Source organism: Streptomyces sp. NPDC050619 (assembly GCF_040654815.1).
GTDB lineage: Bacteria > Actinomycetota > Actinomycetes > Streptomycetales > Streptomycetaceae > Streptomyces.
The window spans coordinates 229703-247634 of sequence record NZ_JBFAIR010000003.1 but is presented as its reverse complement, the minus strand read 5'-3'; the positions used below and the strand labels follow the sequence as shown (position 1 = coordinate 247634).

2 protein-coding genes are annotated in these 17932 nt (G+C 74.1%); both read right to left on the bottom strand.

From position 1 onward, the window contains the following. Position 1: 1 nt before the first annotated feature. Positions 2-214: an MbtH family protein gene (locus AB0I77_RS07065; protein WP_363281355.1), complete on the bottom strand. Its 213-nt coding sequence runs from the start codon at positions 212-214 to the stop codon at positions 2-4. A 24-nt stretch (positions 215-238) separates the two neighbouring features. Continuing rightward, the gene (locus AB0I77_RS07060; protein WP_363281354.1) at positions 239-17773 is read right to left on the bottom strand and encodes an amino acid adenylation domain-containing protein; all 17535 of its coding nucleotides are present in this window, start codon (positions 17771-17773) and stop codon (positions 239-241) included. Between the last annotated feature and the right edge of the window lie 159 nt (positions 17774-17932).

Sequence of the window (17932 nt, the reverse complement as noted above, 5' to 3'; positions counted from 1 at the left end):
GCTACTCACCCATGGCCCGGATCAGGCTCTTGGGACGCATGTCGGTCCAGTGCTCGTCCACGTACTCCACACAGGCCTGGCGGCTCGCGCGGCCGTGGACGACGGTCCATCCGGCCGGGACCTCGGCGAAGGCGGGCCACAGTGAGTGCTGGCCCTCGTCGTTCACCAGGACGTAGTGCTCCAGGCTGTCGTCGTCGAAGGGGTTGGTGGTCATGTCCGGCTCCTCACGGTCGGGGCTTCACTGGCGGATGTTTACGGTTGGGAAGTCGGCGGTCTCGGCGAGGCGTGTCGCGAGCACCGGTCCGATCCGGGTGAGGGAGTCGGGCCGGGTCATCTCGTCGTGCGTGCAGGGGATGTCGTGGTTGTCGATCCGTCCGTCCACGTACGGTCGCCATGAGGTGTACGTGTACGCGCCCGCGTCCGGATCCTGTGCGGCGGTGAAGAACAGAAGATCACCCCGGTACGAACGCGGAGCGAACTCCTCGATCAGGCGGCGGTTGCGGGCGGTGACGTCCACGAGGGTCAGCAGTTCCTCGTCGTCGAGGCTGGCGGGCAGGTCGGGCACCCGGCGGACCAGTTCGAGGAAACGGGCCTCGGTCAGCGTGCCGTCCGTCGTGTCCCGGGGCCCGGTGTCGCGGCCGAGGATGCCCAGCAGGTCGTAGAAGGCGGCCTGCCGATCGGTGCCGTTCGGTTTCCGGCCCGCGCGCGAGTGCTCCGGGAAGGAGTCGAGCATCGCCAGCAGGGGGACTTCCTCGCCGTCGGCCTGGAGGGCGGTGGCGACGCCATGGGCGACCAGGCCTCCCATCGACCAGCCGAGCAGGTGGTACGGGCCGTGCGGCTGGACCTCGCGGAGCCGGGTCAGACAGTCCGCGACCAGTGCGGCGAGGCTCTGGGCCGGGCGCTCCTGCCCGGCGAGGCCGGGTGACTGGAAGGCGTACAGGGGCCGCTCGGTGTCCAGATGCCGGGTCAGTCCGGTGAAGGTCCAGCCCAGTCCGGAGACCGGCGGGAAGCAGAACAGCGGTGCGCGGTTTCCCTTCGGGCGCAGCGGCAGCAGCACGTCGAGGAGGCCGCCTTGCGGGCGCGGGGAGTCCGTGGCGGCCGGTGCTACGGCGCTCGTGGACCGGGCGACGAGCGCTTCCAGTGCCTGGCGCCACAGTTCGCCCAGTTGCCGCACGTCCGTCTCGGTCAGTACGCCGGCGGGCCACGACCAGCCGGTGTCCAGGCGGGGCCCGTCCTCGGTGTCCCACACCACGGCGTTGACGCCGAGTGTGTGGGTGAGCGGCAGTGCCCCGTCCGTGGCGGTGGGCAGTGTGTCCGCCTCGGGCGCGCGCCCCCAGTCGGACGTCCCGTCGGCTGCGTCCACGCGGCCCAGGTAGTTGAACGCGATCTGCGGGGCCGGTAGTTGGGCCAACTCGTGGCCGGTCTCGGGGTTCAGGTGGCGGAGCAGGCCGTATCCGATGCCGTGGTCCGGCAGCGCGCGCAGCCGTTCGGCGGTCTCCCGGACGGCCGCGACGGGGTCGAGGCCCGCCCCGTGGAGCCGTATCGGATGGACGACGGTGAACCAGCCCGTCGTACGGGACAGGTCGGTGCCGTCGGCCAGTTGCTCCTCCCGGCCGTGGTTCTCGACGGTGACGAGCACACCGGAGCCGGTGCCCTGGCCATGCCGTTCGCGCCATCGCTCGACGGCCTGGGCGAGGGCGGCGAGCAGCACTTCGTTCACCCGTGCCCCGCATGCGGCGGGCACGGCGGTCAGCAGCGGCGCGGCCAGGGCGGGCGGCAGGGACAGGGTGACCAGGCCGGCGGTGGCGTTGGTGTCCCGTGCGGGGTCGAGCGGCCGGGTGCCGAGGAGCGGTTCGGGGGCTTGCAGCAGGTCCCGCCACACCCGGGCCTCCGCGATCCGCGACGGCTCGTGGGCCTCGGTGTCGAGCAGCCGGGCCCAGCGACGCAGCGGGGTACCGACGGGCGGCAGTCGCGGGTCACGGCCCTCCTCGGCCGCCTGCCACGCCTGGGCCAGGTCCGCCGTCAGGATCCGCCAGGACACGCCGTCCACCGCGAGGTGGTGCAGGACCAGGAGGAGCCGTCCGGGGCGGTCGGGCCCGCGGTCGAACCACACCGCGCCGAGCGGCCGTCCGGCCGCCGCGTCCACGGCCGCCTTGGCGTCGGCCGCCTCGTCGCGCAGCAGCGCCGTCCACTCCTCGTCGGACGGCGCCGCCGTCGGGCCCGCGTCGACCCGCCGTACGACGTCCGCGGCCGGGACGGAGCCGGGCGGCAGGACCTCCAGGGCCGGCCAGCCGTCCTCGGCGCGCAGGCGGAGGGAGTCGTGGCGGTCGAGGAGGGTCCGCAGTACGGCGGTCAGGCGCGGCAGGTCGGCACCGGCCGGGGTGTTCAGCAGCAGGGACTGGCGGAATCCGCCGAGCGGGCCGCCGTGTTCCGCCACCCACCGCATCACCGGGGTGAGGGGCACGGGTCCGGTGGCGTCGTCCGCCGGTGCGGTCTCCTCGGGGAGGCGGGCCACGGTGGCGAGCCGGGCGACGGTGCGGTGCTGGAAGACATCGCGTGGAGTCAGTTCCAGGCCGGCGGCCCGGGCCCGGCCGACGAGTTGGATGGAGACGATGCTGTCGCCGCCGAGGTCGAAGAAGCCGTCGTCCGTGCCGACCTGGTCCGCCGGGATGCCGAGGACGCCGGCGAACAGGTCGCGCAGGAGCTTCTCCCGGTCGGTGTGCGGGGGCCGGCCCGTGGCGGCCACCGGCGAGGGTGCGGGGAGCGCCTTGCGGTCGACTTTGCGGTTGGGCGTCAGCGGAAGGGCGTCCAGGGCGACGACGGCCGTGGGCACCATGTAGTCCGGCAGTGACGCGGCGACGTGACCGCGCAGGGCGGCCGGGTCGGCGGTGCCGTGGGGCACGACGTATCCGATCAGCTTGCCGTCCCGCAGCACCACGGCGGACTGCGCCACCGACGGATGCCGGGACAACACCGCCTCGATTTCCCCGAGTTCGACCCGGAAGCCGCGGATCTTCACCTGGTCGTCCGCCCGGCCCACGTACTCCAGCTCGCCGTCCGCCGACCACCGCACCAGGTCACCGGTGCGGTACACCCGCTCCCCCGGCCCGCCGAACGGATCCGCCACGAAGCGTCCGGCGCTCAGCCCTGGCCGGTTCAGATAGCCACGGGCCACACCGGCACCGGCGATGTACAACTCGCCCACCACGCCGATGGGAACGGGCCGCAGCCAGGCGTCCAGCACATGTGCCCGGGTGTTCACGATCGGGCGTCCGATCGGCGGGGTCCGGTCGCCGGTCAGCGGCACGCTGATGCTCGCGCAGACCGTCGTCTCCGTCGGTCCGTAGCCGTTCGCCATGCTCCGGCCCGGCGCCCATCGCGCCACCAGCTCGCCCGGGCAGGCCTCGCCGGCCACCATCAGCGACCGCAGCTGCGGGAACGCGCCCGCCGCGAGTGTCGCCAGCGCCGCGGGCGGGATCACCGCGTGCGTGATCCGCCCGTCGGTCAACGCCCGCTCCAGTGCCTCCCCGACGAGCGGTCCCGGCGCGGGCACCACCAGCGTCCCGCCCGAGGCGAGGGCCATCAGCAGCTCGAAGACGGACGCGTCGAATCCGGGCGACGAGAACTGCAGCACCCGTGCGCCGGGGCCGAGTTCGAGCCGCTCGAGCTGTGTGGCCGCCAGGTCGGCCAGTCCTCGGTTCTCTACGACCACACCCTTGGGCCGGCCCGTCGAGCCGGAGGTGTAGATGACGTAGGCGGCCTGTGCGGGGTCGTGGGCGGTGGGCAGCTCGCCCGGGTCGCCGTCCGGTGCCGCGTCCGTCAGTACATGTGCCGGCCGGGCGTCGGCCAGCATGAAGTCGATGCGCTCGTCGGGCAGTTCGGGATCCACCGGCAGGAAGGCGGCGCCCGCCAGCGCCACCGCGAGCACGCCCACCACCCGGTCCACCGAACGCGGCAGCCGTACGGCCACCACGTCCCCGGGACCGATGCCCCGCCCGGCCAGCACCCGCGCCAACCGTTCGGCGTGCGCGTCGAGTTCGGCGTACGACAGCTCGCGTGTCCCGTCGGTGACGGCCGGCGCGTCCGGTGTCCGTGCGGCCTGCTCGCGCAGCAGCTCCGCAAGCGACGCCCTCGGCGTCTCGCGCGAGGTCGCGTTCCACTCCTCGATCCGCCGCAGTTCGTCGGCGTCGAGGACGTGCAGCCGTCCGGCGGGCAGGGCCGGATCGGTGACGAGCGATTCCAGCAGCCGGGCGAGCCGGGCGGCGGCGCGCCCCGCCTCGGCCGCCGTGAGCGCGTCGGGGCGGTGGTCGAGCCGGAGCGTCAGCCGGCGGCCGGGGAGCACGGTGAGGGCGAGCGCGTAGTGCGTCGCGTCGTGGGTCCGGGCCCCCACGAGCCGGACGTCCTCGCCGCGATCGGCGAAGGACTCCGGGTCGACGGGGTAGTTCTCGAACACCATGGCGGTGTCGAAGAGTTCACCGAGTGCGGCCAGTCGCTGGATCTCGTTCAGGCCCAGGTACTGGTGGGGCATCAGGCGCAGCTGCTCGTCCTGGAGCCGGTGCAGCAGGGCCTCCAGGGGCTCGGCCGGATCCAGCGTCACGCGGACGGGGACGGTGTTGATGAACAGCCCGACCATGGACTCCGACCCCGGCAGCTCGGGCGGCCGTCCGGCGACCGTCGTACCGAACACGACATCGGCGCGCCCGGTCTGCTGGGCGAGCAGCAACGCCCAGGCGGACTGGACGACGGTGTTGAGGGTGACCCCACGCCGGCGGGCGAGGTCGGTCAGGGCGTCGGTCAGTTCCTCCGGCAGGTCCACGGTGACCCGTTCGGGCCGCAGGGACGCGAGCGCCGCGTTGTCGGCGGGGGCGAGGCGGGTCGGCTCCTCCAGGCCGTCGAGCGCGGCCCGCCAGGCGGTCTCGGCGGCGGTACGGTCCTGCCGGGACAGCCACGCCAAGTAGTCGCGGTACGGCGCGACTTGAGGCAGCTCTCCGCCCGCGTACAGCGCGAGCAGGTCGCCCACCAGGAGCGGCGTCGACCAGCCGTCCAGCAGGATGTGATGGTGGGTCAGCACGAGCCGGAAGCTGCCCGGCGCCCATCGCACCAGCGTGCAGCGCAGCAGCGGCGGCTCGGCCGGGTCGAAGCGGTGGCGCTGTTCCTCGTCGAGCCATCCGGTCCAGGCCGCGTCCCGGGCGTCCCCGGTGAGGTCGGAAAGGTCCACCTCGCGCCAGGGCAATGACACCTGACTGCGGATCACCTGGACGGGGCGCCCGCCCTCGCGCTGCCGGAAGGAGGCCCGCAGGTTGGCGTGCCGTTCCAGGAGCGCCTGACCGGCCGCCCGCAAGCGTGCCGCGTCCACCTCGCCTTCGAGTTCCAGCACCAGCCGCACCGCGTACACATCCGGCCCCTGCGTGTCGTACAGGGCATGGAACAGCAAGCCCTCCTGCAACGGCGACAGCGGCAGTACGTCGTCCAGCCGGGCCTGCGGGGCACCCCACGCGTCGATCTCCTCCTGGGTCACCGACACCAGCGGGAAGTCGGACGGCGAATGCCCGCCCGCCTCGTCGTCGGCCACCGTGGCCAGTTCCTCCAGCGCCAGCCGCCACAGCTCGCCCAGCTCACGCACCTCCGCCTCGGCGAGGAGCCGGCCGGCCCACGACAGCTGGGCCGTGAGGGTGGGCCCGTCGGTGCCGTCCAGGGTCCAGGCGTTGATCTCCACGACGTGGGCGAGTGGCGCGGCCGGGTCGGAGCCGCCGCCGAGGGGGCCGGTCTCCGGGGCGGGCGTCCAGTGGGCCGCCGTATCGCCCGGCGTGCCGCTTGCGAAGCGGCCGAGGTAGTTGAACGCGATCTGTGGGACGGGGAGTTGGGCCAGGACGGGGCCGGTCCCGGGGTTGAGGTGGCGCAGCAGGCCGTACCCGATGCCGCTGTCGGGCAGCGTCCGGAGCCGCTCCTTGACGCGCCGGACCGTACGGGCGGGGTGGGCCTCGGCGTCCAGCCGTACCGGGTACAGGCTGGTGAACCAGCCCACCGTGCGGGACAGATCGACGCCCTCGGCGATCTCCTCGCGGCCGTGTCCCTCGACGTCGACCAGGACGCCGGCTCCGGTGTCCTGTCCCCGTCGCTGCCGCCACCGTTCGACGGCCAGGGCCAGACCCGCGAGCAGCACCTCGTTGACCCGGGCGTGGAAGGCCGCCGGAACCGTCGTCAGCAGCGGGCCGGCCGGCACCGTGACGGTGACGGCCTCGGCGGTGGCGACGGTGTCGTGAGCGGGATTCAGCGCGCGGTCGCCCAGCAGCGGCTCGGTCCGGCCGTCGAGCATGCCGCGCCATATGTCCAGCTCGGCCGTCCGCGAGGGTGTGCGGGCCTCCTCGGCGAGCAGGCGCGTCCACCGCCGGAAGGAGGTGGCCACCGGCGCGGGCCGGTCACCGTGCCACACCGCCGCCAGGTCCTCGGTGAGGATCCGCCACGACACGCCGTCCACCGCCAGGTGGTGCACGGTGAGCAGCAGACGTCCGGGCTCGTCCCGACCCCGGTCGAACCACACCGCCTGGACCATGACTCCGGCCTCCGGGTCCAGCCGTCCGGCGGCTTTCCGCGCCTCCTCGGTCACCCTCGTCGCGGCGACCGGGTGCCGGTCGGTGCCGTCGATCCGGCGTACGACGTCGTCGGCGCATGCGGTGCCGGGCGGGGCCACGTCGAGGGTCCAGTCGGGCAGCAGGCGGATCCGCAGCGCGTCGTGGTGGTCGAGCAGGGCCTGTACGGCGACCAGGATGCGGGCCAGGTCCGCGTCGGCGGGAGCCTGGAGCAGCATGGCCTGGTGGTAGGGGCCGACAGGGCCGCCGAGGCCGCGCAGCCAGTGCATGATCGGGGTCGGCTCGGCCGGTCCGGTGCCGTCGTCGGGTTGCGCGGCCGGGGCGGTGAGGTCCTGGGCGGCGGCCGCCAGCCGGGCCGGGGTGCGGTGTTCGAAGATGTCGCGCGGGGAGACGGCCAGTCCGGCCGCCCGGGCCCGGCCGGCCAGCTGGATGGAGACGATGCTGTCGCCGCCGAGCTCGAAGAAGCTGTCGTCGATGCCGACCCGGGTCACGCCGAGCACCTGTGCGAACAGGGCGCAGAGGGTCTCCTCGCGCGGGGTCCGGGGGGCGCGCGAGGCGGCGGTGGGGGCGAAGTCGGGGGCGGGCAGCGCCTTGTGGTCGAGCTTGCCGTTCGCGGTCAGTGGCAGCCGGTCCAGGAGCACGACCGCGGCCGGGACCATGTGGTCCGGCAGGACGGCGGCCGTGTGACGGCGGAGTTCGGCGGGGTCGGCGTGACGGCGGGGTTCGGCGGGGTCGGGCTCGGCACCGCCGCGCGGTACCGCGTACGCCACCAGCCGCCCGTCCCGCGCGAGGACGGCAGCCTCCGCCACGTCCGGGTGGCCGGCGACCGCCGCCTCCACCTCGCCGAGTTCGATGCGGAAGCCGCGGATCTTCACCTGGTCGTCCGCCCGGCCCACGTACTCCAGCTCGCCGTCCGCCGACCACCGCACCAGGTCACCGGTGCGGTACACCCGCTCCCCCGGCCCGCCGAACGGATCCGCCACGAACCGTCCGGCGCTCAGCCCCGGCCGGTTCAGATAGCCGCGGGCCAGACCGGCACCGGCGACGTAGAGCTCCCCGACCGTGCCGGGCGGCACGAGTCGCAGCGCCGGGTCGAGGACGTACAGCCGCAGGTCGGGGATGGGCCGGCCGATGCGGCTCGTGTCCTGGCCGCGGGCCCGGTCCGTGGTCAGCGGCAGGTGGGTGACATGGACGGTGGTCTCAGTGATGCCGTACATGTTCACCAGGACAGGGGCGTCCTGCGGGTGGCGCGTGTACCAGTCGGCGACCTTGCGGAAGTCCAGGGCCTCGCCGCCGAAGATCACGTAGCGCAGGGCGAGTCGCCGGCCCAGGTCGGGCGACTCGGCGTCGGCGTGCAGCAGTTGACCGAAGGCGGTGGGCGTCTGGTTGAGGACGGTGACCCGCTCGTCGACGAGCAGCCGCAGGAACGCGCCGGGTTCGCGGCTGACGGCGAAGGGGACCACGACCAGCCTGCCGCCGTGCAGCAGCGCGCCCCACAACTCCCAGACGGAGAAGTCGAAGGCGTAGGAGTGGAACAGCGTCCACACGTCGTCCTGGCCGAAGCCGAACCAGTGGCGGGTGGCGTCGAACAGCCGCACCACGTTGCCGTGCGGCACGCACACGCCCTTGGGGCGTCCGGTCGAGCCGGAGGTGTAGATGACGTACGCGGTGTGGTCGGGGGTGAGCTTCGGGCGGGGATCGGTGTCGGGGCACGCGCGCAGTGCGGCGGCGGTTTCCTCGGCGTCCAGGAGGAGGCGGGGGACGTCGTGCGCGGGCAGGCCCGAGGCGCTGTCGGCGCTGGTGACGAGGAGGGCGGGCCGGGCGTCGGCAAGCATGAAGGCCAGCCGGTCCGCCGGGTACTCCGGGTCCAGCGGGACGTACGCGGCCCCGGTCTTCAGGACGGCGAGGACCGCGACGACCAGGTCCGCCGAGCGCGGCAGCGCGAGCGCCACGAGGCGTTCTGGGCCGGCGCCCCGGGCGGCCAGCAGATGGGCGAGGCGGTTCGCGCGTGCGTCGAGTTCGGCGTACGACAGGCTGGTCCCGTCGTGCACCACGGCCGTGGCGGCGGGGGTCCGGGCCGCCTGGCGGGCGAACAGTTCGGGCAGGGTGGCCGACGGCCCTTCGGCGGGCTTCGTGCCGTTCCACTCGGTGAGCAGGCGCCGCCGTTCGGCGGGCTCCAGGGTGTCGACGCGCCCGACCGGGACCGAGGGGTCGTCGGTCGCGAGCTTCTCCAGCAGGCGGACCAGGCGGGCGGCGATCCGCTGTGCCTCGCCCCGGCCGATGAGGTCCGGCCGGTGGTCGAGGCGGAAGCGCAGCCGATCGCCGGGCAGGGCCACGAGCGTCAGGGCGTAGTGCGTGGCGTCCCGGGTCTCGCCGGCCACCAGCCGGACGTCCTCGTCACGGTCGGCGGCGGACACCGGGTCGACCGGGTAGTTCTCGAACACCACCGTGGTGTCGAACAACTCGCCAAGTCCGGCCGCGCGTTGGATGTCGGCGAGTCCGAGGTGGTGATACGGCATCAGCTCGGCCTGCTCGTCGCGCACCCGGCCCAGCAGTGTCTCCAGGGGCTCGGCCGGGTCGAGCCGCACGCGGACGGGGACGGTGTTGATGAAGAGCCCGACCATGGACTCCGACCCCGGCAGCTCGGGCGGCCGTCCGGCGACCGTCGTACCGAACACGACATCGGCGCGCCCGGTCTGCTGGGCGAGCAGCAACGCCCAGGCGGCCTGGACGACGGTGTTGAGGGTGACGCCGTGGCGGCGTGCGAGGTCGGTGAGGGCGCCGGTCACCTCCTCGGGGAGGTCCGCGGTGAGCCGTTCGGGCCGTGCGGACCCGGGCGCCGTGTTGTCGGCGGGGGCGAGGCGGGTCGGCTCCGCCAGGCCGTCGAGCGCGGACCGCCAGGCGGTCTCGGCGGCGGTACGGTCCTGCCGGGACAGCCACGCCAAGTAGTCGCGGTACGGGACGACTTGAGGCAGCTCTGCGCCCGCGTACAGGGCCAGCAGGTCGCCCACCAGGAGCGGCGTCGACCAGCCGTCCAACAGAATGTGATGGTGCGTCAGGATCAGGCGGAACCGGCCCGGCGCCCACCGCACCAGCACGCATCGCACCAACGGCGCGGCGGCGAGGTCGAAACGCCGAGTCTCTTCCTCCGCCAGCAGCCGCGCCCAGGCGGTTTCGCGTTCCTCGGCGCCGAGTGCGGACAGGTCGGCCTCGCGCCACGGCAGGGTCACACGGCGCCTCACGAGCTGTACCGGGCGCCCGCCCTCGCGCTGCTGGAAGGAGGCCCGCAGGTTGGCATGCCGCTCCAGGAGCGCCTCACCGGCCGCCCGCAACCGTGCCGCGTCGACCTCCCCTTCGAGTTCCAGCACCAGCCGCACCGCGTATACGTCCGGCCCCTGTGTGTCGTACAGGGCATGGAACAACAGGCCCTCCTGCAAGGGCGACAGCGGCAGCACCTCGTCGAGGGGGGTCTGCGGGGTGTCCCAGGCGTCGATCTCCTCCTGGCTGACCGAGACCAGCGGGAAATCCGACGGCGCGTAGCAGCCCGCCTCACCCTCGGGGACCGCGGCCAACTCCTCCAGCGCCAGCTGCCACAGTTCGCCCAGCTCACGCACCTCCGCCTCGGTGAGCACTCCGTCGGCCCAGGTCCACCCGGCGTCCAGGCGTGGACCGTTCTCGGTGTGCCAGACGGCGGCGTTGAGTTCCAGGGTGTGGGCGAGGGCGAGCCCGGCGTCGCCGCCGGTGAGGGCGGGGCGTTCGGGGGCGTAGGACCAGTCGCCGGAGGAGGCCGGCGTCCGGAAGTGGCCGAGGTAGTTGAACACGATCTGCGGGACGGGGAGTTGGCCGAGGAGGGGACGCGTCTCGGGGCTAAGGTAGCGCAGGAGGCCGTAGCCGATCCCGTTGTCGGGCAACGTCCGCAGTCGTTCCTTGGCCTCGGTCACCGTCTGGCTTGCGGTACGTCCGGTCACCTCTAGCCGTACGGGGTGGATGGCGGTGAACCAGCCCACCGTGCGCGCCAGGTCGAGGTCGTCCGCGATCTCCTCGCGGCCGTGGCCCTCCACGTTCACCAGGACGCCCGCGCCGGTGTCGCCTCCCCGTCGCTCCCGCCATCGGTCGACGGCCAGCGCCAGACCCGCGAGCAGCACCTCGTTGACCCGGGCGTGGAAGGCCGCCGGAACCGTCGTCAGCAGCAGGTCGGTCAGGTCGGGCGGCAGGGACAGCGTGACGTTGCGGGCCGTGCCGGCCGTGTCCCGCTCCGGGTCGAGCGGCCGGTTGCCCAGCAGCGGATCGGGCCGGTCGAGCATGCCGCGCCACAGGTCCAGTTCGGCCGCCCGCGCGGGCGTGAGCGCCTCCTCGGCGAGCACTCGCGCCCAGCGCCGGTAGGAGACGGCGACCGGCATGGGCTGGTCACCGCGCCACACCGCCGTCAGGTCCTCGGTGAGGATCCGCCACGACACGCCGTCCACCGCCAGGTGATGCACGGTCACCAGCAGACGTCCGGGCTCGCCGTGCCCCCGGTCGAACCAGACCACGTCCACCAGCCGCCCGGCCGCGACGTCCATCCGGGACCGGGCCGCGCGGGCCTCGGCGTCCAGCAGGCTCAGCCACTCCTCGTCGGGCAGGCCGCCCGCCGATATGCGCCGCAGGCGGTCTCCGGCCTGAACGGTTCCGCGCGGCGCGACCTCCGCGATCAGTCCGGGTGCGACGCGCAGCCGTAGTACGTCGTGATGGTCGAGCAGGGCCTGTACGGCACGGGTGAGCCGGGGCAGGTCCGCGTCGGACGGGGCCCGCAGGACCACGGCCTGGCAGAACTCCCCGTAGGGCGTGTCGCGTTCGGCCAGCCAGTGCATCACGGGCGTGGCGGGCAGCGGTCCCACGCCGTCGTCCTCGGCCGTCGGCGCCGTCTTCTCGCGGGCGGCGGCGGCCAGTTCGGCGACGGTGCGGTGGACGAAGACGTCGCGCGCGCCGATCACCAGCCCCGCGGTCCGCGCGCGGCTGACGAGCTGGAGGATCACGATGCTGTCGCCGCCGAGGTCGAAGAAGCCGTCGTCCACGCCCACTTGGTCCGCGGAGACGCCGAGGACGTCGGCGAACAGGTCGCGCAGGATCTCCTCCTGCGGGGTGCGCGGCGCCTGCTTCGCGCCGCCCGCGGGGATCCCGGGGGCGGGCAGGGCCTTGCGGTCCAGCTTGCCGTTCGCGGTCAGCGGCAGCCGGTCGAGGACGAAGAGGGCTGTCGGCACCATGTAGTCGGGCAAGGACGCGGCGACGTGGCGGCGCAGGGCGGCCGGGTCGGCGGCGTTGTGCGGCACGACGTGTCCGACCAGTTTTCCGTCCCGGACCACCACGGCGGACCGCGCCACGGACGGGTGCCGGGACAGCACCGCCTCGATCTCGCCGAGTTCGATGCGGAAGCCGCGGACCTTGACCTGGTCGTCGGCGCGGCCGACGTATTCCAGCTGCCCGGCGGCCGACCAGCGCACCAGGTCGCCGGTGCGGTACATCCGGTCACCCCGAGCGCCGTACGGGTCGGCGACGAACCGGCCGGCCGTCAGTCCCGGTCGGCGCAGATAACCGCGCGCCGGTCCGGCGCCCGCCAGGTACAGCTCGCCCACCACGCCCGGCGGCACCAGCCGCAGCCCCGCGTCCAGGACGTACGCCCGCGTGTTCGCCACCGGCCGGCCGATCGGCGGGAGGCCCGCCACCGGGTCCCGCGTCGACCAGACCGTCGCGTAGACGGTCGACTCCGTCGGCCCGTAGGCGTTCACCACCCGCGCCTGCGGCGCGGCGGCCAGGACATCGGCCACGAGTGTCCCCGGCAGTGCCTCACCGGCCAGCACGACCGTGCCCACGCCCCGCGGCAGCCGCCCGGCCGACACCACGGCCGCCAGCGCCGACGGCACCCCGCTGACCAGGCCCGCCCCGCCCGGTGCCGGATCCCGCTCGGCCAGCGCCAGCGCGTCGGGCACGAGCTCCACCCGGCCGCCGCAGGCGAGCGGCGCGAACAGCTCGAACACCGACACGTCGAAGGTCAGCGACGTCGAGCACAGCACCCGCGCCAGGGCCGCGGGGCCGAACTCCGCCACCGCCCAGCGGACCAGGTTGACCGCGTTCGCGTGCGCGACGACGACGCCCTTGGGCTGACCGGTCGACCCCGATGTGTAGATCACGTACGCGGCGGAACGCGGGTCGCTACCGGGGTGCGGCTCCACGTCGGCCACCGCGTCCGCGTCCGCGCCGACCTCCACCCGTGGCACGTCCGTCGCGGGCAGCTCCACCCCGGGTGCCGTGACGACGCAGACCGGTCGGGCGTCCGCCAGCATGAACGCGATCCGCTCCGCCGGGTACGCCGGGTCCACCGGCACATAGGCCGCGCCGGCCTTCAGCACGGCCAGCAGCGCCACCACCGCGTCCACCGACCGCGGCACGGCCACCGCCACCACCCGCTCCGGTCCCGCCCCGCGCCCGGCCAGCACCCGCGCCAGCCGCTCGGCACGCGCGACCAGATCGGCGTACGACACCTCCGCCCCACCACACACCACCGCGCAGGCGTCCGGGGTACGCAGCGCCTGGGCCTCCACCAGCCCGTGCAAGGACCCCGGCGTCGGGTCCGTCTCCTCGCCCCGGGACAGGGACAGCAGCCGCTCCCGCTCCCCCGGCAGCAGCACGTCGACGGCGCCCACCCGCCGCGACGGGTTCCGCGCGAGTTCCGCCAGCATCCGCACCAGCCGCTGGGCCAGTCGCTCGACGGTGTCCCGGTCGAACAGGGAGGCGCTGTATTCGAGGTCGCCGTCGATGCCCTGCGGGGTGCCGTCCGGGCCGCGCCGTTCCCGGAAGTGGAAGGAGAGGTCGAACTTCGCGGTCGCGGTGTCGACCCGCTCGCCGCGCACGTCCACGCCGGGCAGGTCCAGGTCCGCGCGCGCGGTGTTCTGGAAGGCGAGCAGGACCTGGAAGAGGGGGTGACGGGCGAGCGAGCGTTCCGGGGCCAGTACGTCGACCAGGTGCTCGAAGGGCACGTCCTGGTGCTCGTAGGCGGCGAGGTCGAAGTCCCGTACGCGGCCGATCAGTTCGGCGAAGGTCGGGTCGCCGGAGAGGTCGGTGCGCAGCACGAGGGTGTTGACGAAGAAGCCGACCAGGGGTTCGAGGGCTTCGTCGGTGCGGCCCGCGATAGTGGTGCCGAGGGGGATGTCGTCGCCGGCGCCGACCCGGTGCAGGAGGGCGGCGACTGCGGCCTGGACCGTCATGAAGAGGGTGGCCCGGTTGCGTACGGCGACATCGGTCAGGGCGCGGTGCAGATCGGGTCCGATCTCCAGCGGGACGCTGCCGCCGGCGGAGCCGGGCTCGGCGGGCCGACGGTGGTCGGCGGGCAGGTCGAGTTCCTCGGGCAGGTCGTCGAGTGCCTCGCGCCAGAAGCCGAGTTGGCGGGCCAGCGGGCTGTTCTCGTCGTCGGCGGCGCCGAGCCACCGGCGCTGCCACAGCGTGTAGTCGGCGTACTGGACGGGCAGCGGCGGCCATTGCGGGGCCCGTCCCGCGCACCGGGCGGCGTAGGCGAGGCCGAGGTCGCGGGCGAGCGGGCCGGAGGACCACCCGTCGGCGGCGATGTGGTGGACGACGAGCAGGAGGACGTGTTCCCGGGGGCCGAGGCCGAAGAGGGTGGCACGCAGCGGCGGTTCGGCGGCGAGGTCGAAGGCGTGCCGGGCCGCTTCGGCCAGCGCGTCCGGGAGATCGTCCTGGGCGATGGGCAGGGCGGGCAGCGGTACGGCGGCGGGGTCGGCGATCCGCTGGCGGGGCCTGCCGTCGGTGTCGGGGAAGGTGGTGCGCAGGACGTCGTGCCGGGCCGTCAGATCGTGCAGGGCGGCGCCCAGGGCCTCGGCGTCGAGCGGGCCGGTCAGCCGTACGGCCATCGGGATGTTGTAGGTGGCGCCGGGTCCGTGCAGCCGGTCCAGGAACCACAGGCGCCGCTGGGCGTAGGACAGGGGCACCTCGTCCGGCCGCCCGGACTCGGGGACCGGGCGCAGGGCGGGGCGGCCGGTCGCCCGGACGGTGAGGCGGCGGGCCAGTTCGGCGACCGTCGGGGTGTCGAAGACGGCGCGTACAGGCAGTTCGGCGCCCAGCACCGAACGGATACGGGAGGTCAGTCGGGTGGCGAGGAGAGAGTGGCCGCCGAGGTCGAAGAAGCCGTCGTGCACACCGACCCGGGGCAGGCCGAGAACGTCCGCGAAGAGGCCGCACAGGATCTCCTCCTGCGGGGTGCGCGGCGCACCGCCACCGGTGTCGCCGCCGGTGCCGGGTGCGGGCAGGGCCTTGCGGTCCAGCTTGCCGTTGGCGGTCAGCGGCAGGGCGTCCAGGACCACGAACGCGGAGGGGACCATGTAGGCGGGCAGGGTGTGGGCGAGGTGGTCGCGCAGGACGGAGGCCGGGTCGGTGCCGCCGAGCGGCTCGGCGGGGACCACGTACGCCACCAGCCGCTTGTCGCCGGGCTGGTCCTCGCGGACGGTGACGGCGCCCTGGGCGACGGAGGGGTGGCGGCTGAGGACGGACTCGATCTCGCCCAGCTCGATCCGGAAGCCGCGGACCTTGACCTGGTGGTCGGCCCGGCCGACGAACTCCAACTGGCCGTCGGGGCGGCGCAGGGCGAGGTCGCCGGTGCGGTACATGCGGTCGCCGGGAGCACCGTACGGATCGGCCACGAACCGCTGCCCGGTAAGACCCGGGCGGTTCAGGTAGCCACGGGCCAGGCCGCCGCCCGCGAGGTACAGCTCGCCGGCGACGCCCTCGGGCGCGGGCTGGAGTGTCTGGTCCAGGACGTACGCCCGGTTGCGGGCGAGGGGCCGGCCGATGGGAGGGGTGCCCTTGCCGTCCGGGTTCTGGTCGGCGTACCAGGCGGTGGCGTAGACGGTCGCCTCGGTGGGGCCGTAGATGTTGGCGATCCGCGCGCCGGGGAAGGCGGCCTCGATGTCGTCGATGAGCTGTGCGGTGACGGCCTCTCCACACAGCGCGACGGTGTACGGCGAGACGGTGGGCCGGTCGGCGGCGACGACGGTGGCCACGACCGACGGCACGCCGCTGATCAGGCCGATGTCCCAGCCGTCCGCCCGATCCTCTTCCACGAGCGCGAGGAGGTTCTCGACGATCTCGATCCGGCCGCCGCACAGCAGGGGCGGGAAGATCTCGAACACGGACACGTCGAAGTTGAGCGAGGTCGAGAACAGCACCTTCGCCAGCCGGTCGGGGCCGAACTCGGCGTGTGCCCACTCGACCAGTTCGACCACACTGCGGTGGGTGACCGCCACGCCCTTGGGGCGTCCGGTGGATCCTGAGGTGTAGATGACGTAGGCGGGGTGATCGTGCGTCAGGAACGGTCGCTGGACCGCCAGTTCGCCGTCGGTGTCGGGAGTGTCCAGGGTGAGCATCGGGGTGCCGTCAGGCAGGGCCCCGGCGGTGGCGGTCGTAGCGAGGACGACGGCCGGGTCGGCGTCGCCGACGATGTACGCGAGCCGGTCGGCCGGGTAGGCGGGGTCGAGCGGCAGGTAGGCGGCGCCCGCCTTGAGCACCGCGAGCAGCGCGACGACCAGGTCCGCCGTGCGGGGCAGCGCGATGCCGACGGGTCGCTCGGGGCCCGCGCCGCGTGCGGTCAGCCGACGGGCCAGCCGGTCCGCCCTGGCGTCGGCTTCCCGGTACGTCAGCCGGATGCCGTGGTCCAGCACGGCCACGGCGTCCGGGGTGGCCGCGGCCTGGGCGGCCCACAGTTCGGTGAGGGTGCGGGTGGCCGGGGCGGTGGGGGTGGCACCGGCAGTCTCGGCGGTGAGCCGACGGCGCTCTTCGGGAGCCGTGATGTCGACGCGCCCCACGGGGAGCTGCGGGGCGGTGGCCATGGCGTCGAGGACGCGGACGAGCCGGGCGAGGGTGGCCTCGGCCCAGTCGGGGTCGAACAGGTCCGGTCGGTAGGCCAGCCGGAAGCGCGGCCGGGGGCCCGGGACGGCCACGAGGGTGACGGGGTAGTGGGTGGCGTCCCGGCCGGTGGCACCGCGGACGCGCAGCCGGTCGCCGGCGTGCTCACCGGCATCCGCCGGTTCGCCGTCCGTGGCCGCCGGGTCGATGGGGTAGCTCTCGAACACCAGCAGAGTGTCGAAGAGTTCGGGAGTGCCGACCGCCCGCTGGATGTCGGCGAGGCCGAGGTGGTGGTGGTCGAGCAGGCGGGCGTACTCGCCCTGGAGCCGGATGAGTACGGCGCCGAGCTCTTCGTCGGGGCGCAGCCGGATCCGCAGCGGGACGGTGTTGATGAACAGACCGACCATCGACTCGACGCCGGGCAGTTCGGGCGGGCGTCCGGAGACGGTGGTGCCGAAGACGACGTCGTCGCGTCCGGTCAGCCGGCCGAGCACGATCGCCCAGGCGGTCTGGACGAGGGTGTTGACGGTGACGCCGAGTTCCCTGGCCCGTGCGGTGAGCGCCGCGCCGGTCTGCGCCGACAGCTCGGTCCTGGCCTGCGCCAGGCCCCCGGACGTGAGGCCGCCCGGGGCCGGCGGCGCCAGCCGCGTGGGCTCCGTGGCTCCGGCCAGCGCCTCGCGCCACGCGGCCTCGGCGGCGGGCCGGTCCCGCCGGGCCAGCCAGTCCAGGAACGCGCGGTAGGGCGGGACGGGCGGCAGGGACGCAGGATCGCCGCCCGCCGTGTACAGGGTGAGGAGTTCCCGGAAGAGGACGGAGACCGACCAGCCGTCGAGCAGGATGTGGTGGTGGGTGATGACCAGCCGGTACCGCCGCTCAGCGGTGCGCACCAGGGTGAACCGCAGCAACGGCGGGGTGGCGGGGGCGAAGCCGCGGGCGCGGTCCTCCTCCAGGAGCCGGCTCCACCTCTGCTCCAGATCGCGGTCCCCGTCCGCCGTGCTCAGGTCGGCTTCGGCCCACGGCAGCGTCACCTGACGCGGTACGACCTGCACCGGCTGACCGCCCCGGCGCTGCCGGAAGGCGGCCCGCAGGTTCGGGTGCCGCTCCAGCAGCGCCTGTCCGGCGGCGCGCAGCCGGCCGGCGTCCACCGTTCCCTCCAGCTCTACGACGAGCTGCACCAGGTACACGTCCGGTGCGGGCTGCCCCTGTTCGGGCCCGGCCTCGTACAGCGCGTGGAAGAACAGGCCCTCCTGGAGGGGGGTCAGGGGGAGGACGTCGGCCAGGGCGGGTTGCGTCATGTTCGTTCTCACCGTTTCCTGCGCGGTATGCGGCGCTCGTGTGCGGCGCTCGTGTGCGGCGCTCGTGTGCGGCGCTCGTGTGCGGCGCTCGTGTTAGTGCGGTGACCTGCGGTGCTAGCCGTCGAAGTCCGCTAGGGCCCTTCTGATGGATCTCCGTGG

What these genes read in the sequence shown, in the direction of transcription:
- AB0I77_RS07060 (WP_363281354.1), bottom strand. Translation starts at nt 17,773, where the DNA reads ATGACGCAACCCGCCCTGGCCGACGTCCTCCCCCTGACCCCCCTCCAG.
- AB0I77_RS07065 (WP_363281355.1), bottom strand. Translation starts at nt 214, where the DNA reads ATGACCACCAACCCCTTCGACGACGACAGCCTGGAGCACTACGTCCTG.